General features: G+C 43.5%; 16 protein-coding genes. 15 read left to right on the forward strand and 1 reads right to left on the reverse strand.

Annotated elements, in window-relative coordinates; translation table 11 throughout:
* Positions 1-33 precede the first annotated feature (33 nt).
* The 13 genes from CZ367_RS10555 to CZ367_RS10615 all read left to right on the forward strand — a co-directional run bounded on the left by CZ367_RS10555 (position 34) and on the right by CZ367_RS10615 (position 20,449).
* Complete coding sequence (locus CZ367_RS10555; protein ID WP_077196828.1) at positions 34-2,742, forward strand: TonB-dependent receptor; 2,709 nt, start codon at positions 34-36, stop codon at positions 2,740-2,742.
* Between the two features lie 40 nt (positions 2,743-2,782).
* Positions 2,783-3,160, forward strand: a complete 378-nt coding sequence (locus tag CZ367_RS10560; RefSeq protein ID WP_077196829.1) for a hypothetical protein — start codon at positions 2,783-2,785, stop codon at positions 3,158-3,160.
* Between the two features lies 1 nt (position 3,161).
* Positions 3,162-4,736 carry a DUF6850 family outer membrane beta-barrel protein gene (locus tag CZ367_RS10565; RefSeq protein ID WP_237581687.1) on the forward strand — a complete coding sequence of 525 codons (1,575 nt, stop codon included), beginning with the start codon at positions 3,162-3,164 and terminating at the stop codon, positions 4,734-4,736.
* A 126-nt stretch (positions 4,737-4,862) separates the two neighbouring features.
* The gene (locus CZ367_RS10570; protein WP_077196830.1) at positions 4,863-6,128 is read left to right on the forward strand and encodes a DUF4876 domain-containing protein; all 1,266 of its coding nucleotides are present in this window, start codon (positions 4,863-4,865) and stop codon (positions 6,126-6,128) included.
* Positions 6,129-6,187: 59 nt separating this feature from the next.
* The gene (locus tag CZ367_RS10575; protein WP_077196831.1) at positions 6,188-9,001 is read left to right on the forward strand and encodes a M16 family metallopeptidase; all 2,814 of its coding nucleotides are present in this window, start codon (positions 6,188-6,190) and stop codon (positions 8,999-9,001) included.
* A 226-nt stretch (positions 9,002-9,227) separates the two neighbouring features.
* Entirely contained in the window at positions 9,228-9,677 is a 450-nt protein-coding gene (locus tag CZ367_RS10580; RefSeq protein ID WP_060941300.1) for an HU family DNA-binding protein, read from the forward strand.
* 326 nt (positions 9,678-10,003) lie between these two features.
* A complete protein-coding gene (locus tag CZ367_RS10585) occupies positions 10,004-10,549 on the forward strand; it encodes a T9SS type A sorting domain-containing protein (protein WP_077196832.1) in 546 nt (181 codons plus the stop codon).
* Positions 10,550-10,705: 156 nt separating this feature from the next.
* Positions 10,706-11,950: a leucine-rich repeat domain-containing protein gene (locus CZ367_RS10590; protein ID WP_077196833.1), complete on the forward strand. Its 1,245-nt coding sequence runs from the start codon at positions 10,706-10,708 to the stop codon at positions 11,948-11,950.
* Positions 11,951-12,034: 84 nt separating this feature from the next.
* A complete protein-coding gene (locus tag CZ367_RS10595) occupies positions 12,035-12,943 on the forward strand; it encodes a leucine-rich repeat domain-containing protein (RefSeq protein ID WP_144005980.1) in 909 nt (302 codons plus the stop codon).
* Positions 12,944-13,027: 84 nt separating this feature from the next.
* On the forward strand, positions 13,028-14,635 hold the full coding sequence (locus CZ367_RS10600; RefSeq protein ID WP_077196835.1) for a hypothetical protein: 1,608 nt from the start codon (positions 13,028-13,030) through the stop codon (positions 14,633-14,635).
* A 72-nt stretch (positions 14,636-14,707) separates the two neighbouring features.
* Positions 14,708-17,494 carry a hypothetical protein gene (locus tag CZ367_RS10605; RefSeq protein WP_144005981.1) on the forward strand — a complete coding sequence of 929 codons (2,787 nt, stop codon included), beginning with the start codon at positions 14,708-14,710 and terminating at the stop codon, positions 17,492-17,494.
* A 91-nt stretch (positions 17,495-17,585) separates the two neighbouring features.
* Positions 17,586-18,947, forward strand: a complete 1,362-nt coding sequence (locus CZ367_RS10610; protein ID WP_161942334.1) for a DUF4876 domain-containing protein — start codon at positions 17,586-17,588, stop codon at positions 18,945-18,947.
* 65 nt (positions 18,948-19,012) lie between these two features.
* Positions 19,013-20,449 (forward strand): chitobiase/beta-hexosaminidase C-terminal domain-containing protein, encoded by a 1,437-nt coding sequence (locus CZ367_RS10615; protein WP_237581689.1) that lies wholly within the window; start codon positions 19,013-19,015, stop codon positions 20,447-20,449.
* A 339-nt stretch (positions 20,450-20,788) separates the two neighbouring features.
* Here CZ367_RS10615 and tnpB read toward each other — a convergent pair whose 3' ends face one another.
* Complete coding sequence (gene tnpB / locus CZ367_RS10620) at positions 20,789-21,136, reverse strand: IS66 family insertion sequence element accessory protein TnpB (RefSeq protein ID WP_077196839.1); 348 nt, start codon at positions 21,134-21,136, stop codon at positions 20,789-20,791.
* Positions 21,137-22,053: 917 nt separating this feature from the next.
* Here tnpB and CZ367_RS10625 point away from each other — a divergent pair.
* Entirely contained in the window at positions 22,054-22,701 is a 648-nt protein-coding gene (locus tag CZ367_RS10625) for a hypothetical protein (RefSeq protein WP_077196840.1), read from the forward strand.
* 45 nt (positions 22,702-22,746) lie between these two features.
* Complete coding sequence (gene rpoN / locus CZ367_RS10630) at positions 22,747-24,258, forward strand: RNA polymerase factor sigma-54 (RefSeq protein WP_077196841.1); 1,512 nt, start codon at positions 22,747-22,749, stop codon at positions 24,256-24,258.
* The last annotated feature ends 27 nt before the right edge of the window (positions 24,259-24,285 follow it).

Genomic DNA, 24,285 nt, shown 5'->3' on the forward strand with positions numbered 1-24,285 from the left:
AGGCGTCATAAAAGAACTGTGGAAAGAATTATAATGACATTTTTTGCATGCCTGTTCGTCGTTCAGATGCAGGCACAAATGCAATGCAAGGTACTTGAAAAAGGAACACGAACTCCTATAATCGGAGCAACAGTTATGGTTGTTGGAACAAAGAAAATCATTGCTGTTACTGATCAGAATGGATGTTTTGTATTGTCCGATGGTTTCAATAAAACCATAAAGATAAGCTATCTCGGTTATAAGCCTTTACAAATTATACCGAAGAAAGCAGGTGTTTATTATCTTTCACCCAACATAAACAGCCTTCAAGAGGTTGTAGTAACTGCACAGGAAGGACACGGACTTTCGAGTGCTTCCACCATCAGTAAGCAAGCTATGGAACATTTGCAACCATCAAGTTTTGCAGACTTATTGGAGCTTTTGCCAGGTGGTAGAGCACACGCCCCACACTTAAATGTCCCCAACACCATAAATCTGAGAGAAGTACCGATAGGCAACGACCAATATAACACAACATCATTAGGCACACGCTTTGTGATAGACGGAGCACCAGTGAGCGTAAATGGTAATATGCAGTATCTATCAGGAGCAATAGACCGCACATCGGGTAAAAGAAATTTTGTAAATGCCGGTGTCGATATGCGCACACTCTCTACCGATGACATTCAAGAAGTAACAATCATACGCGGTATTCCGTCTGTGCAATATGGAGATTTAACGAGTGGATTGGTGAAGGTGAAACGTCGCAAAGGTGGAAACGATATATCAGCAAGATTTAAGGCAGATATGGATACCAAGCTATTTTATCTTTCCAAAGCCTTTGAATGGCAGGAAAAGAAGCTTTCGCTCAATCTGAGTGCCGACTATTTGAACAATAAAGCCGAGCCAAGAAACCTGCTCGAAACCTATCAGCGCATTACTATTTCAGCACGTCTAAACAAACGATGGCACACAAAGCCTCTGAACTTCAACAGTTCGTTCAATCTTGACTATGGCGGCTCTTTCGATAATGACAAAAAAGACCCACAGTTTAATCATGGTGGAATAGACAAATATAAGTCCAAATATAATCGCTATGCTGCAAGCTGGGCATTCGACATGAACAGCAATAGCGACCGTTCTTTCTTTAAGAGCGCAGAACTGTCAGCATCATTCTCCTACGAAAAGAATTTGCTGGAGCGCACACGACTTGTCCAACTGGATGGTGATACTCCCGCAGCCATGACGATGACAGAAGGAGAAAGCGATGCCGTACTGATAACTCCTTATAAATATACTGCTACACATACAGTAGATGGCAAGCCCATAAGTCTCTTTCTGAAAGCAAACGCAACTTTCAGCGCACCCATAAAAGGGCTTTCAAACACATTGCTTACAGGTATAGACTATCAGATGGATCGTAATTTAGGAGAAGGACAAATCTACGACCGACTACACCCTGTCTATACAGGTGCATCGTTTCGCCCACGCAGATATGCCGACATACCCGCTTCACAAATGTTGGCAGCTTATGCCGAAGAACGGTTAAGTATGGGAATTGGTAGTAATAAGCTCGATATTGAAGCGGGAGTAAGAGCAGAAACGATGCCTGGAATTGACAAGCGTTTCGCTATCTACAGAAAAGTCAATATAGACCCTCGTATAAATGCAGGCTGGACTTTTCCATCATTCAAGGTTGGAAAAGACAGAATGACTATCAACCTGACGGGAGGTATAGGTTGGCACAGCATGTTTCCAACCATCGACCTACTCTACCCAGAGCCTGCTTATATGGATATTGTCGAGTTGAACTATTATCACGAAAAGCCGGAATACAGAAGAATGTATCTCCAAACCTACGTTATCGACCCAACAAATCCAGACTTAAAAGCAGCCCGCAACCTAAAGTGGGAGGTGAAAGGAGATATAGACTGGGCAGGAAACCGCCTCACCATGACCTATTTCGTTGAAGATATGAAGTCAGGATTTCGCTCAATGAGTGTTTATGCACCTTATCAATACAAAGAATACGACCCATCAGGAATAGATCCTGATGCGCTTACCGACCGTCCCGATGTTCACATGCTGCCTTATAAAATAAAGAATGTGATGAGATATTATGATCATTCATCAAACGGAAGTCGCACATATAAAAGAGGATTGGAATGGATACTCTCTACTGTCAGATTTCCTGTTATCAACACACGACTTACTGTCAGCGGTGCATGGTTTCTTACAGAATATCACAACTCGCTCCCTATAATGTATAAACCAACAAAGATGATAGGTGGAGAACCTATGGAAATAGTAGGAATTTATAAGGACGACGAAGGCTTTATCAGAGAAATGGTAAATACAAATTTCACTTTCGACACCGCTATTCCGAAGTTGAAATTGGGTTTTTCGCTGTCTGCACAATGTATTTGGCTAACAGCTGAACAATCCATGTATAAAGAAAACATTCCATTAAAATATATGGACGTGAACGGAAAAATTCACCCATTTACCGAAGCAGACACGCATGACTTATATTTACAGCATCTTGTCAGAACTTATACCGACGGAATGTTTCTTCGACAAACTGTTCCTTTCAGTATGGATTTGAATTTCAAGGCTACCAAGAAACTATTCAACGACAAACTCATGGTGGCACTATTTGTAAACAAGATGTGGGATGCACATCCTGATTACGAACGAAACAACTTTGTTATACGCCGATATGTTACACCATATTTCGGATTGGAAATGAATGTAAAACTTTAATTTACGATGCTGTTATTTCACTCGTACAAGATAAAATAAAATGAAACAATTATCATATATATTTATTGTCTTCCTATTTCTGTTTGGTGCAGGAAGTTGCCAGCAGAAAAATGACGATTATTACACACAAGCGTTCATTACACTTCAAGTGCCAGACACCATCACACCGCTGAAAATTCAAGGAACTGTTATTCTGAAGAATTTATCAAATGGGCGCAAATATGCAACATCAGATTTTAAAAGCAACACGGTAAGTATTGAGCTGCTTAGAGGCACCTATATGCTTGATGCCGAAGGCACCCTACTCTGCCGTATGCCTGACGGAAAAGAAGAAGTGAAATATTACAGAACATCGAAAAACTATATTGAAATTGTAGAACATCCCGTAAAGATTGATACGGAAATAATCTTTATGTAAAATGAATAAATCTTATCTATTCAAAACAAAGAAGACTGACATTACCCAAGAAGTGGCTTTACGGAAGACAAAGCGCAGATGGGCGGTTTTGCTGCTGTGTCTGCTGTTGCTAACTCCAACCTTTGCGCAAACAAAGGACACTACCGCAATAGCCGAACATCAGAACAAATGGAACGAAGTGTTGAAAGAATCAAGAAACAATCCCGCATTCATGCAGGATGCCTTCAATACCTCCATCACACGGATGGGAATTAACTTTGAACACAGAGATGCTAACCGACATTTCCAACTGGAAACAGGCAACGGACATAGCTTAGTAAATGCTCGGGTAGCATCTTATTTGCGATTAGATAAACACAACACAGTATGGGGCGGTGCTTCTTACCAAATAGGAAAGAAACGTAACATCCGCTTCAATTCAACTTCCGACTACGAGCTTCTCTATCCCTATGTAATGGCGGATACCATTGGAGGAAACATGGAAAACGAGCAGTATGCCTTCAACGGTGGTTATGCAGTGAAACTGAATCAATGGACTTTTGGTGCCAAATTAGATTTCAGAGCAGAACACGAATATCGCACGATTGATCCAAGACCGCGTGGTATATCGACCGACATAACGCTACGTTTAGGACTTGCCTATGATTTGCAACGCTATCGGTTGGGCGTAGGAATAGGAGGACACACCTATAAACAAACCAATAATGTTGATTTCTATAATCCACTCGGAGTGATTCCAGAATTTCACATGACAGGACTCGGTACCGACTATGTACGCTTTGCAGGTGCTGTACGCTCTGCCTACTATAAAGGAACGGGATATATTGTAGATTTTCAATTAACTCCTTTGCAGGAAAGCGGATGTTATGCCTCTATCGAAGAAAACTACATGCCTTATCAGAACATACTCACCGAGCTCAATGCCCTTCCTATCAGTCAGCTCAATGTCTATCAGACAAACGCACAGATTGGTTGGAAGCACTCGGGGCATTTGAACTGGACGGCATATTCGGGAGTAAACTACGAGAATCGGAAAGGCAACGAACATATTGCAGGAAGTTCGTCGAGTACGGAATATAAATCACTTATCACCCTGTCCATGTTCTCAAACCGAAAGACAGACCTTCATATCGGAGGAGGTCTGAACATGGGAACAAAGCATTGCATTACTCTTGACGCACGGTTTGGATTTATAGACGAAAAGTCGGAATATGTGGATTTGAAGCGAGAAATGGCTTTTACGAAAAGCTACGGAAAGCTAAGCGGACAATGGCTGTGGCGAAGCAATACGCATTGGCTCTTTGAATGGAATGGAAATGCAGCCTACTATCATAACAACTCAAAAAGAATCATTATGCCGTATGCATGCATGGACAAGCAGATAACACAGCTGGTGAACGAGACATACACTGCAAAAACAGAACATTTATGGCAACTCGCCACACAAATTCAAATCTGCCATACCCCTGAGAAGTGGAAAGGTGTAGGCTTGTTCTTAAACTTCGGAAGCGAATATAGTCATACACCGACAATTCATCAGATAGAAATCAACAGTTCGGCAGGAATCGTATTCTGAGCGCAATAATCATCAGAAAAAATGAATAATAACAAATTATCCCAAATCGGTCGTTAGACTTCTTCGAGATTTGCGAGCTTATTTTGAGCGATTTGGGATTATTATTAACATAACAATACAAAAAAAATGAAAAGAAACAAAACAAAGAAATATTTATTCAAGATTGCTACAACTATTCTTGTACTATGCACAATATTGGTATCGTGCAACGAATACAATGAAGTCGACCACGAAATGATGCCTATCAGACATAAGCTCACCCTTAACATGCCGTTCAACATAAAAAATGCCACACTTACACAAAGCGAGGCAACACTCACAAATATCCAAAGTGGGAAACAATACACAATAGACAATTTCAAAGCAACAGAGGAAGGATACGCTGCAGAAACATTCATTCCAGAAGGCACTTACAACATAAAGGTAAAAGGTGCCATCTCCTATATGCTTAACAAACAAGAAATAAAAGCTAACGTAAAAGCAAAGCGTGAGAATGTCATCATTAAGAAAAATAACACAAGCGAAGAAAGCAGCCAAATCAACATAGCGCTCAATGTGTATTCTGCACAGGAGGGCTTTCTTATTTCGGAAATATTCTTCACGGGTACGACAACGCCCGACGGATTTATGTACACGGACGACCAATACATCAAAATCGGTAACAACAGCGACACAATCATGTATGCAGATGGGATAGCCTTCATCGAGTCGTTCTTCACCAGCGATGACAAACACGACTATCAACCCAACATCATGAACGAGGCAATGACCATTGTAACGATATACGTTGTACCGGGAACGGGAAAGGAACATCCTGTAAAACCGGGCGAAGAATTGGTTATAGCACTCACAGCCATTGACCATCGCCCCATCAATCCTAATTCATTCGACCTTAGCAAGGCTGATTTTGAGATCTACGACAAATCATCACATCCCGAAGGCGATCAAGATAATCCCAAAATTCCTAATCTTATCAACTGGTATGCCAACTTTGAAGGGACATTTGTCATGCACACAAGAGGCGTAAAAAGCTACGCTCTGGCACGACCGATGGTTGATATGAAAACCTACATGACAAAATACCGCTACAAATTTGGCTATATATTCAAGCAAGGCGACATTGTTGTTCCAATGAACGAATACGAATATTTTATGCCGAACGCATGGATTATTGATGCTGTAAACCTTGCAGTCCCCACCGTTCACGAGTGGAATCTGGTGTCGCCTGTACTCGATAAGGGGTTCACCTACTGCGGATACGTTGATTTTGACGAAAACCGATACAACAAATCTGTCATCCGAAAAAAAGAAGGAAAGAAATGGATAGATACCAACAATTCCACTGACGATTTTGAGCCCAACGCTGTTCCCTCTTATCTCAGAAAAAAATGAAAAAGAACAACGTGTCATCGTGTATTAAAAAAATATTTATAATATAAAAAAAAGTAATTATGCGAAAACTGATCATTATCATCTTAGCCTGCATAGCCTGCAACATCAGCGCACAGGAAAAAGTGATAGAAATGGACAAGACCATCCGCAAAGGAATACTGCCGAACGGAATGACCTATTACATCCGACACAACCACCAAACAAAGGGAGTAGCAGAATTTTACATTGCCCAGAAAGTTGGTTCCATACTCGAAGAGCCGAGACAGCGCGGACTGGCTCACTTCCTCGAACACATGGCATTCAATGGCACACGCCACTTTCCCGGCGACTCCATTCAGCCCGGTATCGTCAAGTGGTGCGAGAGCGTCGGCATCAAGTTCGGTACCAACCTCAACGCCTACACCAGTGTGGACCAGACCGTTTACAACATATCCGCAGCACCCGTAGGAAGAGAGGGAGTGATAGATTCCTGCCTGCTCATACTCCACGACTGGAGCCACGACCTGCTCCTCACCGACCGTGAGATTGACAAGGAACGTGGGGTCATTGAGGAAGAATGGCGTGCAAGGCGCACGGGAATGGCAATGCAGCGACTTGCCGAGCAGTCCATGCCCGTCATCTATGCCGGTACGAAATACGCCGACTGTATGCCCATCGGCAACATGGACATCGTTAGAAACTTCCCCTATAAAGACCTGCGCAACTACTACCACCGCTGGTACCGCCCCGACTTGCAGGCAATCATCGTCGTCGGCGACATTGACGAAGACCAAATCGAAGCGAAAATCAAAGCACTCTTCAGCCCCATTCCCATGCCGAAGAATCCTGCCCGACGCATCTATTATCCCGTAGGCGACAACCGACGAATGATACTCTACACCGCAACCGACAAGGAACAGCCTACAGTGAACTTCACCCTCTATATGAAACGCGACATCACCCCGAAGGAACAGCGAAACACGCTCCACAGCTATGCCGATGACTACAAGACAAGTATCCTCCGCATGGCTATCAACGACCGCTTGGAAGAGCTGACCAGAGCCGCCGATGCACCTTTCATATCGGCATCCGTGCGCGACGGCAACTTCTTCATGTCAGCCACGAAAGATGTTTTTGAACTATCGGGCGTGTTCAAGGAGGGAAAAGTAGCCGAAGGCATCAGAATGCTTGTAGGCGAGGTGGAACGTGCGCGTGCCAACGGCATCACCGAGCAGGAACTCAAACGGGGGAAAGCCGAAATGCTCTCTTATGCCGAAAGCGGCTACAACGACCGCACCAACCGCCGCAACGGCGACTTTGTGGAGGCATGTGTGGAAAACTTCCTCGAAGCAGCCCCCATCATCGCTCCCGAAAAGGAACTCGAAATCGTCCGACAGCTTGATGCCACCGTTACACTTGCCGATATCAATGCGCTGGCAAAGGAAATCATCACCAACAAAAATCAGGTGGTAACGCTATTCGGTCCGGAAAAGGACAACTTCACGATGCCCTCGAAGACAACCATCGAAAAAACAATATTGAAAGCACAGGCAGAACGTTATGCGCCTTATGTGGAGAAAGATTTGTCCGACAGGCTCATCGACACGCTCCCAACGCCGGGCAGCATCGTCTCCGAACGCAGTTACAAATACGGCTACACCGAGCTGACGCTCTCCAACGGAATGCGCGTCTATGTGCGACCGACCGACTTCGAGACCGACGAGGTGAACCTCAAACTCTTCAGCATGGGCGGAAAGAACCTCTATCCCGACGAGGATATGCCCAACCTGACCTACCTCATGTCGGGAGCAACCATCGGCGGCGTGGGGCAGTACGACGACCTCACTTTGGAAAAGATGCTGGCAGGAAAGACCGCATCCGTCAGTCCCTTCATAGACGACGAGACAGAAGGAATGACAGGAAGCTCCAACGTAAAGGATACCCAGACGCTCCTCGAGCTGATACACCTCTATTTCACACAACCGAGAAAAGACCCCGAAGCATTCCGCAATCTCATGGAGCAGCAGGACGAGTTTCTCACCAACGCCCACGTCAATCCGATGATTGCCTACAACGATACCCTGCACAAAGTGGCATACGCTACCGACCGATTAGAGTCCATGAACAAAAAACTCCTGAAAAAGGTCAGCTACGACCGCATCATGCAAATCTATAAGGAACGATTTGCCAACGCCGCCGACTTCAAGCTCATACTGACGGGCAACATCGACCTCGACCGACTCCGCCCCTTGCTATGCCAATACATGGCAACCCTCCCTGCCAACGACACCTTCGAACAAGTGGGAACAAAAGGCGCAAACCTCATCGACGGAGAAAAAGTACACATCTTCACCAAAGAGCAAACCACACCGTCAGCCACCACCACCATCGTCATCAAAGGCAAGATGGCATACAACAACCGAAACGACCTGCTCATGGACGCTATCGGGCAGCTCCTGCGCATCGTCTATACCGACAAGGTGCGCGAGGAAAAAGGCGGCACCTATGGCGTGCAGGCATCAGGAAGCCTGCAGCACCACCCCTACGACGAAGCCATGCTGCGCATCGCCTTCCAGACCGACCCGCAGAAATACCGGGAACTCATTCCCATCATCTACGAGCAACTCCACAAAATGGCAGACGAAGGACCCACACAGGAAGACCTCGACAAGGTGAAAGCCTACGAGCTGAAAGTGTACAATCAGGTGCTGCGCATGAACAACTACTGGGAATACGTCGTTTACAACGACCTCTTCAACGGAATAGACGTAGACACCGACTTCCGCTCCATCGTCGAAAGCATGACCTGCGAAGAAATACGCAACACCCTTCGGCAACTGCTCAATCAGAAAAACTGCATCGAAGTAACGATGACACAAAAAACACCTACTTAAAGAAAAAAAAGCACCCCACGAACAGCCTCTAAAAAGCTCGCCAGCTTTCACTAAAAAGTTCGCCAGCTTTTCGTCGATAGCTCGCGAGCTTTTTGCCGCCTGTTCCATAGCATTTTTCAAAAAGCAACCATCACCCTTGCCACAAGCAGCTGAAACAACAAACTTGGTGGGCTTAACGGTTTCCGACCCACACAAGACAAACAACAGGAAACCACCCCTTAAAATTATGGCAAACAAACCACTTCAATTTGTCCTCACGGAACGAAAACTCAACATCGGAAAACAAGCAGGAAAAACCGTCGTAGTAGCCCAACCCACAGGGCGGCACCGCGTAGATTTCCGAAACTTCTGCGCACGCGTGTCAAAATCAACCACATTCAGCCCACAGGAAGTAGCAGCAGTACTCGACCTTGCAGCAGAAACAGCACGCGACATCGTTGCCAACGGCGACATCGTAGATTTCGGCGAACTCGGCACACTCAAACCGTCATTCAAGAGCAAGTCCGTAGAAGTAGGAAAAACATTCCGCGCCCAAGAACACATCGAAAAACCAGTGGTAAAACTCACCCCATCACGCAAGTACTTCACCCTGACCGATGTAACCTACGAGCAAGTGGAAAAGAAACCAAAGAAGAAAGAAGAAGGCGGCAACGGCGGAAATGAAAGCAATCCATAAAACCACCTGAACAACCCTTAAACCCAAATCGGTTCATTAAAAGATGGCAGGAAGCAAAAGTATAAACAAGATATTACCAAATTTGTGGACTGACGACCGTTTTGGGTTAAAGAAAGGTCGCCTTGGCAAACATCCGTCAAGGCGACCATTTTCTTGCAACAAACCACCCACTTCCGACAAAGAAATTCACCTATTTTGGGTATTGCGGAACTAAAAAAAAGTCGCTTTCTTTGCAAAAAATTAATATCACTCGTCTAAAAGAACAATTACTTGGGAACGGAAAAACAAAATCATAAAAAAACATTCCGTCATAAAAAGAAGCATATATGAAACATAAAATCCTCAACATCCTGTTAGGCGTCGCAGCCCTGCTGCCCGCAAAGACGTATGCCACACCACCGACTGGCAGCCCATTGCAAGCCGACCACTCGCCCGAGCGTTCAGCCGAACCAGTAAAATACCTGTACCTCTGCCTGACCGACGGCAGCGAGGTCGTATTCCCATTGGCAGACAATCCCGTGATGGAACTCGCCGACGAGGAACTCATCGTGGAAAGCACCGCCGACAGATTATCGACAAGCCTCCACAACGTCAGCCGTTTCTATTTTCTTGAAAACAAGACTTCCACCGGCATTCAAAACAACCGAACAGACAGAGCCGTACAGGCAAAACCAAGCCTGCAAAACGGACATATCCTCCTACACGGACTTCCCGCAGGAACACCTGTGCGACTCTATGCCACTGATGGACGCTGCGTTGCAGAAAAAACGATACCTAATTCAGGGGATATGGACATCGACCTGACCACCTGTCCGAAAGGTATCTACATCCTCCACCTGCCGTCAGGACAGTTGAAAGTGATGAACCGGTAACAACAAAAGGGACAGACCCTCCGCCTTGCCCATCGATACTCAAAAAGAAGAAACCGTGTCCATAACAAAGCGACACATTTATATAATAACCGCGCCGCAACTTACAGATGCGGCAAAAACTATAACTTTATGATTAAAAATTTACTTTTAGCGACCATGCTGTCTATATTTACGGCAGGTCAAGTGAGTGCTCAAAGTGGACAACAGTCCATCAGTTTAACAACAGATATTCCCATTGGAGATACGTTGAGAGTTGTAATAGAACATGTTGGAAGAGTATCTGCAACAGGCGTAGATCCTCTTTATTATGCTCCAAATGACACAACTTTTAAGTTTATCCTGACGAGTTCTTCTGTTACAATTTCTGCCAATCAAATCAAATGGTTCCATTGCGACAACCAGATGATTAGAACATTAGATGTAAGCAGAGCAGGCAGTTTGCAGCATTTGGAATGTGGAAACAATCTGATTTCTTCATTAAATGTTTCCTCTAATACTGCACTTAACACCTTGAACTGCTCAGGCAATACCCAGTTGCGGGGTACGCTGGATTTGTCTGCAAACACCAACCTTGTGGAGTTGGGCTGCACGCAAGTTCCTATCACAACACTGGTATTGCCTTCCTATGGAAGCAATCTGGAAACATTATGGCTTTCGTCTTGTCATAATCTGACGGGATTGGATGTGTCAAACATCAGAAGTCTCAAGACATTAGGGTGCAACTATATGAGTAGTCTCGCCTCATTGATGCTCAGCAATAACACCAATTTGGAATATCTCTATTGTTCAAACTCTTCTGTAACATCCATTAATACATCCAATCTCCCAAACTTGCGCGAACTTTGGTGTAATGATAATCCGGGCTTGAATACACTGAATGTTACCAATATGGCAAATCTGACAGATTTGTATTGCTCAAACTGCAATCTTTCGCAGCTCAGCGTGGCAAACTGTACGAGTTTGGAACGCTTGTTCTGTCAGCATAATCAGATTAGAACAACTGCTCTGACTAATCTGATAAATTCTCTGCCTTATCATCAGCCTACGCCTGAGAATTTGGAACTATATGAATTCTGCTACTATGACAACCATGCTGGTCAAGAAAGGAATGAATATCCGACTAATGCACAGATAAGCAGTTGCTACAACAGAGGATGGACTCCGAAATATGTTGTTTTTGATACAGGCATTCAATATCCTGTGTGGACTCCATACCCACAACCAAACCGCTCTTTTAATGCTATGAAACCGCAGCGAGGTCAGACAACGGAAATACGTTCCATCGCAGATATTGATAACAATGACCATGCCCTTTGGTATGATATGCAGGGACGTTGTGTAAGTAAACCTACCCACAGCGGTCTGTATATCCATAAAGGAAAGAAAATCTTTATCAAATAAATTTCAAATTAATAATTAGTAAACTCTATAACAAATATGGCTCTGTCAAACATTGGTTTGGCAGAACCATTAAAATAAAAAACAATGAAAAAGTACTTACTTCTATTTTTATTCGCCATTTGTGTGTTTACTCAAGTAATGGCGCAAGAGCATACCCTCAATGCAACGCTGGGAAAAGGAAAGAGCGTCGAGATATCCCAAGCAGACATAGACAAATATTTTGGAGATTGGTTTCAGCCAGTAGGGGTTATGTGGAAAAAAACAGAAACAGGTTTTATACTAACACAGTCGGGGGCATGGGTGAAAATTTATGCTCCAAATATTACGGGATTTCCTGATATAAGAGGTTTTTTGACTATAGATGCTGAAAAGGAATGTCCAAATATGGCTATGTTTACCTTGACGGAAGACTCTGAAATAACTAAGATAAAGTTGCCTACACATACGAATCTAAAGGATGTAACGCTGAACAATCTTCCTAATCTCAAAGAAATCAACTTCTCTGAATGTGAAGGAATAGAAAACCTTGTTGCAAGGAAGTTGCCGATAGATGAACTAAATATTGGAAAGAGTACGCTCCTCAAGACACTTGATTGCTCTAACTGCGAATTAGAAACCCTCGTCATTCCAGAAAAGAGTGCAGTAAACAAAATCAACTGTAGTGGCAACAGTCTTTCGGAAGAGGAAGTGGACAAACTCATTGCCGCACTCCCTGCAACAGGTGGCGAACTTTGCATCTATGATGAGGCAGCGGAGAACAACAATGAATGTACTGCCAAACAGGTAGCCGATGCAAAGGCAAAGAACTGGAAAGTAGTGGACGCCACAGGCAAGGACTACGCAGGCAGCGGAGCAGTGCCAAACAGCTTGAATTCCATAAAGGAAGACAGCAACGACAACGCTCCTTACTACGACCTTCAGGGTCGCCGCATGCAGAAACCAACCCGCAGCGGTCTGTATATCCATAAAGGAAAGAAAATCTTTATCAAATAAATTTCAAATTAATAATTAGTAAACTCTATAACAAATATGGCTCTGTCAAACATTGGTTTGGCAGAACCATTAAAATAAAAAACAATGAAAAAGTACTTACTTCTATTCTTATTCGCCATTTGTGCATTTGCTCAAATAATTGCGCAAGAACATACCATATATGCAACGATGGGGAACGTCAAGAATGTAGAGATTCTCAAGACAGATGTTCTTAAATATTTTGGAAACAATTTCCAAACAGTAGGCTTTCAGAAGCAAGAAACAAATACGAGTTTCATACTAACCCCAACAGAAAACAGTGTAAGACTTTGCGGTGAGAATATTACAGGTTTCCCAGATATAAGAGGCTTTCGGACTATAGATGCTAAAAATGAATGTCCCAATATGGTAGTATTTACTTTGACAGAAGACCGCGAGGTAAGGAAGTTAAAGTTGCCTACACATACTAACCTAAAGGATGTAACACTGTATAATCTTCGTAATCTCGAAGAAATCAACTTCTCAGAATGTGAGGGAATAGAAAACCTTGTTGTAAAGAAGTTGCGGATTGATGATCTGAATCTTACAAAGAGTAAGCTCCTCAAGACGCTTGACTGTTCAAACTGTGAGTTAGAAACGCTTACACTTCCAGAGAACACGATGGTGAACAAAATCAATTGCATCGGAAACAATCTCTCAGAAGGAGAAATAGACAAGCTTATTGCCGCACTCCCTACAACAGGTGGCGAACTTTGTATTGAATGTATAGCCAATCAGGTAGCTGATGCAAAGGAAAAAAACTGGAGAGTGGTGGATGCAGCAGGCAACGACTATGCAGGCATTGGACCTATGTACGATATAATAAATGTAACAATGAATAAAGGAGTAGAAACTTCTATAACAGGGGCGCAGAACAGAGAATATTTTGCTGCTTCTATATATCTTAAAGGTTGCTCCTACCAGAAATTTACCGATGGTGAAAGAAAAGATAGCATTCATATGAAAAGTTTAGGAAGACCTATAAAATTCTGTGCAAAAAAGATCACAGGCTTTCCCAATATAAAGAATTTTACGACCATCGAAGCACGTAAACGAACTCCAAATATGGCTATGTTTACTTTGACCGACGACCCTATGACGAAAAAGATAGAATTACCTACTCATACTGTGTTAAAGGATGTAACGCTAAGCAATCTTCCTAACCTTGTGGAGATCGATTTTTCTGAATGTGAGGGCATCGAAAACCTTGTTGCAAGGAAGTTGCCGATAGATGAACTGAATATTGGAAAGAGTACGCTCCTCAAAACACTTGATTGCTCTAACTGCGAATTAGAAACCCTCGTCATTCCAGAAAAGAGTGCAGTAAACAAAATCAACTGTAGTGGCAACAGTCTTTCGGAAGAGGAAGTGGACAAACTCATTGCCGCACTCCCTGCAACAGGTGGCGAACTTTGCATCTATGATGAGACAGCGGAGAACAACAACGAATGTACTGCCAAACAGGTAGCCGATGCAAAGGCAAAGAACTGGAAAGTAGTGGACGCCACAGGCAAGGACTACGCAGGCAGCGGAGCAGTGCCAAACAGCTTGAATTCCATAAAGGAAGACAGCAACGACAACGCTCCTTACTACGACCTTCAGGGTCGCCGCATGCAGAAACCAACCCGCAGCGGTCTGTATATCCACAAGGGCAAGAAAGTAATTATCAAATAAGTTTTTAATAGTATTGTAATAAATCGGTTCTGCCAACCCAATGTTTGGCAGAACTATTAATATGGAAACGTAATGAAAAAAATCTATATCCTATTTTCCTTACTGCTACTTTTGGCAGCACTGCCGCTCCATGCGGTAGTGGGAAAGGGAAGCATCAGCTTTACCTCAAAGAAAGCTGTCAATAAGAGAATCAAAGTTACGGTAGAGACAGGCTCTGCTGCCGAAACGAAGATAGACGAGACCTTTACCGTAAGCGGAGCAAAGGTAAAAAGTGCCAAAGGCGGAACACTCGAACTGATAGTAGAGAAGCCCGAAGCCATCATTACCCTCAACGGCGACTTCACGCTCTTCAAGTGCGAGAAGGCAAACCTTGCCACCCTCGAACTCAAGAATGCCCAAAAACTACGGAAACTCCTTTGCAAGCGCAACACACTCACAGAGTTGGATGTTACCTATTTAGAGGAACTGGAAGAGTTGGATTGCAGCTACAATCAAATCGCCACGATGGATTTGGAAGCGTGTGAGAAACTCACAACTGCCAACTTCTCCAGCAACCGTATCAATAACCTCTATCTGCCGGAAAGCGAAACCCTGACATTCATTGACTGCTCCGTCAATCAGAGCATCAACGAACTCGACGTGAGCAAGTGCAAAGGACTCAAGACGTTCAAATGCTACTCCTGCGGACTCAATGAAACGAAGGTGGACAAACTTGTAGAGCAACTCCCAACCCATGCGTCGGGCGCAAAAATCTATGTGCGCTTCGGCAGCAACGGCAAGTACTCCTTCACCAAACGACACATCAAACGGCTTGGCGAAAAAGGGTGGACTGTCTTAGACACCAACAACCAACTGTGCGAGGGATTAGAAGACTGGGGCATCTTCCGCTTTGAGACGTCGGGCGAACAGAAGACCTATTTTTGTTCAAACCCAGCTCCCGGAGTGGGCAGCAATCTCTTTTTCAGCGAGGGCATTATTTATGACCCACTTTTCAGCTATGGCAACATGGCCAAGATTACTTGCACAAAGGCTGGAGTATACACCGTGAAATGTAAGCATCCCCAAATATGGTTCGACGGAAATCAGGAGAAACTTATAATGTTCGATCTCTCCGAACAGCCTTATCTCAAGAACTTCACGGCAAGTCACTCGGGTGCCCTCTCCGTCATACTGTCGGAAAATGTAGAGATTGTCCGCGTATCGCAGAGCGGTTGGTTGACAAAGGTGGTCGTTCCGCAGAATAGCCAGCTCAAGAGCCTGAACCTTGCTGACGACAACAGTCTGACTACACTCGACCTTTCCAACTGCACACAGCTCGAACAGCTTAAAGTGCAGTGCTGCCAGCTGAAACAGCTCAACCTGACGGGCTGCACGCAACTCAAAAAGATACTATGCTACGGCAACCGTCTGAAGAAAGCGGCTTTCGACCAAATCATCGCAGCCCTTGCCGACCATTCGGCAGAGAGTGGTGGGGAGTACTGCATCGTTCTCCATTCCGACAGGACAAAGGAATGGAACTACTGCACCCGCGAACAGGTGAACGCACTGAAGGCAAAGGGTTGGAAGGTGCTAGAACTTCGTGAGGAGTTGGAACGCAAGTATAATGGAGTAGACGGAGAAGACCCCCACATTGGCAAGGAAGTGGGCGACGGACGCTTCGGAACGGACCGCCTGACCATTCGCTTCAGCAGAAAGCACGGTGCGATTTACTGCAAGAATATCAGCGTTGACGAACAGTCACAGACCCTGCAGCAGTTGAAAGACAATGCAAATATGTGGTTGTTAGGTGCTGCCGACATTACATCCTATAGGAAAGGATATTACTTCCTAGCCGACGACGACAGCGTTACCATGTGCGGAAAGATTACCGACATTGCTGACCTCGGCTTCGTTCTTGAAGGCAGTGCCGACATCGATGCTTCAAAGGCGGCAAGCCTGAAGACATTTGTCACCAATGACGTCGACTTCGGTTATGGCATACGGTCGCTGAAACTACCTAAGGGTAACACCCTCACCAAGCTGAGTTTGAAAAATATGGCTATCGACCAACTGGATATAAATGGCTGCACGGGACTGAAAAACGTTGACTTTATGAACTGCCAATTTAAGGAACTCGACTTCTCCACTGCAAAGAACCTAGAGAAGGTCTCCATTGGCGGAAAGAATCTTGAGAAAGTTTCTTTCGCACAAGATGGTAATATCAAAGAGCTACAGATAACAAATTGCTACGGCTTGCTCACTCCAGTTGTCCTGCCTGCAAACGTAGAGATATTCCGCCTTACTCACTGGAAACAGCAGCAACTCCCAGCGTTACCGACAGGGCTGCGTATCCTTGATTGTCTTATGCTTGATGAACTTACGTCAATGCCTGTTCTGCCAGCTTCATTGACGGAAATAAAAGTTTCTATGAGCAACCTGACTTCGTTTGACTTCACACCCTGCAAGGAACTGACCACGCTGATCTTGGAACACAATCAGATACACAGCGTGAAGTTCCCGACCGAAAGCAAACTGAACACCATTTCTATTGCAGACAACAGCATGAGCGAAGCCGATATGACAGTCTTCATCGAGGCGTTGCCGACTGTCAGCAGCGGAACACTGACGATGTGGTCGGGAGAGACTTCTGTCGCCAACCACTGCAATACCAAACATGTTGCAGCAGCCAAAGCAAAGGGCTGGAACGTCATTGATAAGCAGGGAAAGCCTTATCCGGGCATAACCCCGACAGGCATCAGCACCCCGACAACCGTTATGGAGGACGCAGCTCCTTATTATGACCTACAGGGTCGCCGCATTAAGAAGCCGACACAAAGCGGCATCTATATCCACAACGGCAGAAAGATTGTCGTCCGATAAAAAAAACTATTCAACGTAAGTTCCGATGGAAAGTCCTTCTTTCTGTCGGAACTTACATTCTCAATACAACAATAAAAAATCATACGAAAGGATGAAACATTACGCATGGATATTACTTCTCTTCGCAGGCTACACTTCGCTTTCGGCGCAGAACTACACGATGAAGGTGGAAAAGAAGAACGGCGAGGCTGTGGAAACACGGGCTGACGATGTAAAGGAAGTTCTCTTCAATAATGGAAGCATACGGATAAAGGGAAAGAATGGTACACAGACGGATTATGAGAAAGGTGCTATCAGGAGAATACGTTTCGTCCTCGACGAAAACGGACAAAGAAAAACTGCTTTTTCATTGCCACACTCCATTAAAAGTCCTATGGCAGCACAATTGCAGCTCACACTGACCAATCTCGAGACAAAGCAAACCTACAGGACTACGGCAGAACGCATAGAAGACAAAATAATCGTGGCAGAAGCAAACATTCCCAACGGAAGATACAGCATTGCTGCGCTCGGAACGATAGACTTTGAAAAAAGAATATGGAGCGAACTGCAAAAAAAATGGAACGTATTGGAAATGACCGCACAGGTGAAAGCTGACAAGGAAGTTGATTTCTCTGGCGACAACATTTCTGATGCTGTGGAAATACCGCTCAAGACTTATACCGATGCCGACGGCTTCCTGATTACGGAAGTATTCTTCGCCTCACCTCCAAGCAGAGAATACGACGACCAATACATCAAAATCGGCAATAATACGGACAGTGTGAAGTATGCCGACGGACTTGCCATTGTGGAAAGCAGATTCAACACCAATGACAGCACAGTAAACAATCCGCAGTTCAAGGATGAGATGATGACCATCACATGGGCATACGTTATTCCGGGAACAGGACGCGATGTACCCGTACAGCCGGGTGAGGAACTGGTCATCGCTCTCAATGCTGACAATTATAAAACGAAATATGGAACGTTCGACCTTAGTCATGCCAACTTTGAGTTCTACGACAATACGGGGATGGACACACAGAATGAAGATGTGCCGGACTTGGAAAACTGGACCAACGTCCACGGCGGACAGACTACACTCTCCACACGCGGCTGCAAGGCACTCGGATTGGTGAAGATTGGCGTGGACAGGAAGAAGTTCAAAGACGATTTTTACTATACCTATTCCGAAAAAGACATTCCTTCTGGATACGTCAATCCGTATGTGGGCGGTCATATCGTTCCCAATGCGTGGGCAGTAGATGTAGTAGAGATTGCCGCAAGTGCAGACCGACAATGGAACGTCTTTGACTGGGAACTTGATTGCGGTTTTACCTATGCCACCACACACCATGTGGGCGATGATTATGGGAAAGCTGTAGTAAGACGGAAGGTGCGCGGAAAATGGCGTGATACCAACAACTCAACCAAAGACTTCCGCCACGAAGCAACTTCAACGATGTACTGAAAATATCGTGAGTAAGGGGAGAGAGAATATTTTACAAATTATATTAACATAAAAAAAGAATGAAAATGAAGAAAAATTTACGAAATGCGTTTATTGCCGTCTTGGCAATGGTAGGAGTAAGTGCTAATGCACAAACTCTTGTAACTTTCACAGCAGGTACTGACAAGGGAAAACAGACAATGGTAGCTTCAGACCCTGACATGATGACTAAAAGTGATGTTACCATCAAAAGTAATAAAGCTGCTTTTGCAACAGCAGAATATCGTTTTGCCAAAAGATCAACGACAAATTTTTCATGTACAACAGGTAATATTACGAAGATTGTAATTACGGAATCTGCAAAAGCTTCCAAAAAAAATAAAAATCAGATTACTGGGTTTAATTCTGAGAATGGTTGGGTTGTTGACGGAGATGCTAAGACTGCAACTTGGACAGGAGAAGCAAATAGCGTTGAAGTTATTGCAGCAAACAACAAAGTGTATGCTGATAAAATTGTAGTTACTATCGCTGCAGCTGCCCCTGCTGCTATTGCTCCTCCAACTATCTCTGGTGAAACAACATTTACAGAAAAGACTACTGTAACTTTGACAGCTGAAGGTGCAAAGATTTATTACACTACAAATGGCGATGTACCAACTGAAAAGTCAGAATTCCTTTATACAAAACCATTCGACCTTACTGCAACTGCAACAGTTAAGGCAATTGCTGTAAAAGAAGGCAAGACAAGTTCAGTAGCAGAAAAGACTTTCACTAAGGAAGAAGTTAAAGTTGTAAATTCTATTGCTGAATACAAGCAACTTACTGCAAAGGAAAAGGCTACTTTGAAACTCAACGATGCTCAAGTTCTTTATACTTGGACAACCAATAAGGGCAATACTTCAACTTACGTTCGTGATAACTCAGGTGCAATTCTTTTCTATCAAGCAAAGGCTAACTTAGGTTTGAAGCAAAACGAAATGTTGAACGGCGAAATTACAGGTACATTCGACCTTTATAATAAAAGAATTCCTGAATTGGTTTATGCTGCTGGTTTAACAAATCTTGATAAGGTTGAACGTGCAGCAGGTAGCGATGCAAAACCAAAAGCAATCAAGGTTGGTGAAGCTATAGATAACCTCTGCGACTTAGTTGCACTTGATGAAGTTAAGTTCACAATTGAAAAAACAACAAATAAAAAAGGCAATCCAGTTAAGAATTTCTATGTTGTAGACGGCAATAAGAAAGTTCAAATTTATAATGGTTTCCACCTCGCTGCATACAACGATATGGCTTTTGATGCTGAAACAGAATATAATGTTGTAGGTATTGTAGGTTCTGTTTACAAAGAAGTTCCTTCTATTTATATCATCAAAGTTGAAAAGAATACAGCTGACGGTATCAACACTGTTGCAACAGAAACTATCAATGCAAACGCTCCTATGTATAACCTTGCTGGACAACGTGTTGGCAAGAACTATAAGGGTGTAGTTATTCAGAATGGTAAGAAGTTCATCAACAAGTAATTTCATTAATACTTATTGAATGTTTCATAAATCAAGGCGGCTCCAAATGCGGAGTCGCCTTTTTTAGTTTTATGGTAAGCATCCAATATTAGCCGCCTTTCACACCAACAAATAATCCTTATTATTGCTGTCCGGTAAAAATAAACTGAAAGCTCTGTATCTCTTTATCCATCGGTATTGCAGCCGTTTTACTCATCCAGGGGCTTGGTTTTCAGTTTCAAACTGTAAGCATTATAAAATGCACTTATTTTGACAAGAAAAGACCTATAATAACCGATAATTCTAAGAAATAATAAGTTTAAGTCTATTTTTACTAACACAGATAGCCACCAAAAAGTTTTACCGGACAGCAATATATCTTTTTCTTCGGTAGCAATTAGGATTTATACCTTCTATATAGAGTACCAATTTGTCCCAGCGAAGTTCATAAAATCCATTTCTCGCCCGTATGATTTTAGGACTCAGGCAACCCTGTGCCATCTGTTTATGATACACGACAAAACCACAGCGTTCCCAGTGCAGCAATTTAATTCGGTTACGGGATCGATTGTAGAAAACGTAGACAACACCATCAGAAGGATTGAAGTCATTGCGGCGTACCAATTGGGACAGGCGAAGGATACCCTGACGCATGTCCACAGGAGTGCAACAAACCCGAAAAACATTTGTTTCGTTGAGTACAAACATAAGTTTTTCGGGCAAAGGTAGTAAAGCAAGAATGCTACACAAAGGCGGCTAATATTGGATGCTTACACAAAACTTTGTAGAAATATGCAAGTTTGAAAACGATTATTTTATTGATAACCAGATGGTTAAATATTTTTCAAGGGGAGACTACTTACTACATTGCTCATTTACGTCTATGGTGTGCAATGAAGTATTCTCTTTTTTCTCTATTTAGGGTGTAAAACGATGATAAATGTAAAGGAATTGAGAAAAATAGTAGCGTGTTGGTTTGTGGAAGAATAGAACAACCTTATTTTTCACTTGATGTATTAAAATCCAGTTTGTAACTTATTGATTATTAAAGCGTTATAATCCTATTTCAAAACATATATGTTTTACCTTCCCAAACATATATGTTTTAGCCCCTCAAAGTTGAACTTTGACAATGCCAAACATATATGTTTTGGAAACGAAACATCGATGTATGATTTTTAAAAGTATGGGCGAGGAAAAATAGGACAATAAGAGTCTTGTGTGGTCTTGTTTTTGTATTGCAAATGTAAAGTTTATTTTCTGTTTATCCCAAATCGGTCGTTAGAATGAGAATGTATTTTGCGATTATTTTGAGATTTATTTTGCATATATCAAAGGAGCATAGCGGGCTATGTGACTGCAGATATAGGTAAAATAAAGCCAAAATAATCCAGAAGACAGCTCATAAGTTTCAAAAATAATAAAGTAAGCACCTAAACTGGTCTAATGACCAAATTGGGTTTATTTAGTGTCTCGACTTTGAAATCGCTTGTGTAAGTTGTATCTTTTTGTAATAAATGCGGTTATATAATAAGGTAGAGCAAAACAACAGTGTTTATTCTTGTACAATCAAGTAGAAATCAGTAACTTTGCGAAGACTCTATTTTAGTTCTTAAAAGTATCTTATGGCTACACATCCTTTATGGTCTGACGAATATTGGCTACTGCTTTTGCAACTCTATTTGCAAAAACCTGTGGGCATCAAACCTCAATACTCACGCGAGTTGGTAGAATTGAGTTTGGATCTACATATCCCACCCGTAAACTTGTACGAACAGCAGTTTGTGTTGAGGCGCAGAGAAAGTGCTGTACTCCAACTCGTTTGGGACAGCTATGCCGAAAGTCCACGCAAGCTGAAACGAGACGTAAAACGGCTGAGAGAGCTGAAAGGGTTTGGACATCAAGAAGAATTTTATGAAGGGGTAGAGGTGAAAGAAACCTTTGAGACAGATTTTCTGCCTTTGGAAAGCAACAGCGAACTGAAGCCCGTAATGCTGATAATGGTACTCGACCTCTACTTCCGCTTGACGCCTATCACGATGGTAAAGGACACACCAGAGGTGCAAGACTTGGCACGAATGATGAAAATATCGCCCTCAACTGTGGTAGAGATTATGGACGTGTTCCAGTTTTGTGACCCCTATCTTAATCGTGACGACTTTATGATTTCGCCACTCTTGCTGCCTTGTAGGGCGATATGGGACAGATATGGCAACGAAAATCCTACAAAACTTTCGGCTTTGGCAGCACAATTACGTGATTATTTCAAGTAGTTTGTCTTAGAAATTTAGTAATTTTGCATCGTAATTCAGGTTTCAATGGCACAGAGAAATATACAAATACAAGAACAAAAGCTTTTGCAATTGCAGCGACTTTCTCAACAACAACTGTTGCAGGTGAAGTTGCTCGAAATGCCGTTGACCGAATTGGAAGAAAGCGTTTATGCCGAATTGGACGATAACCCCGCCTTGGAAAAGGGAACAGACGAGGGAGAGACCAACGACAATGCTGACTTGGGAGAGGCGAACGACTTAGATTTTGACTCGCAAAAGGAGCAGGAAGAGCGCCAAGACGCATTGGATACGGCTTTGGAACGTATGCGGTCGGACGACGATTTGCCCACATACAGCGGTCAGATGCAAAACAACAATGCCGACTATGAGGAGATAGTGTATGGCGACACTACATCGTTTATCGACAAGCTCAACGAGCAAGTGGGCGAAAGAGAGATGAGCGAGAAGCAACGGAGTGTGTTGGAATATCTTATAGGTAGTCTTGATGACGACGGACTGTTGAGAAAAGAGCTTGATACTATAGCCGACGAATTGGCTATTTATCACGGCATAGACTGTACAGAGGACGAGATAATGCAGGCATTGAAGCTGTTGCAGGATTTCGACCCTGCTGGTATTGGAGCTCGCTCGTTGCAGGAGTGTTTGTTGTTGCAGATAGACCGAAAGGTGATAAACGAGGAATGGCAGAAAGACAATCCTGTTTACGTTTATCTTCACAAGATATTTTCACGATATTTTTATGCCTTTTCGCAGAACAATTGGGCAAAGATAAAGGAGCGTTTGCACCTTAACGATTTGCAAATAGGAGCTTTGCAGCGTGAAATACGTAAGCTCAACCCGAAACCGGGTGCAGCGATGGGCGAAACAATGGGCAGAAACTTGGAACAAATAACACCCGACTTCATTGTAGACACCGAAGACGATGGCACGATAAGTTTCACGCTCAACAGCGGACACTTGCCCGAACTCTACGTTTCGGAGAGCTTTAGCGAGATGTTGGCTGCCTATAAAGAAAACAAAAAAGGTATGAGCCGACAAGAAAAGGAGGCTCTGCTGTATGCAAAAGGTAAAGTGGAAAAGGCGCAGGGCTTTATTGATGCCATCAAGCAACGCCGCCACACGCTCTATGTTACGATGAAAGCTATTATTGACATTCAACGCCGATTTTTCCAAGAAGGCGATGAGGCCGAACTAAGGCCTATGACAATGAAGGATGTGGCTGAACGTACAAAGCTCGATATTTCTACTATTTCGCGTGTTAGCAATATCAAGTATGCGCAAACACGTTGGGGAACGTTTCCGTTACGCTTCTTCTTTACCGACAGTTATACCACAGATGATGGCGAAGAGCTGTCGACAAGAACCATAAAGTTGGCATTGAAAGAAGTGGTTGAGGCGGAAGATAAGAAGCACCCGATGAATGATGACGAGTTGGCAAAGGCAATGAAAGAACGTGGTTATCCCATTGCACGCCGCACGGTGGCGAAGTATCGCGAACAATTGAATATACCTGTGGCAAGACTTCGCAAGGAGTGAGAACAAAAGTAAATAGAAACAACGTAG

It is taken from the genome of Prevotella ihumii, assembly GCF_900155655.1.
GTDB lineage: Bacteria > Bacteroidota > Bacteroidia > Bacteroidales > Bacteroidaceae > Prevotella > Prevotella ihumii.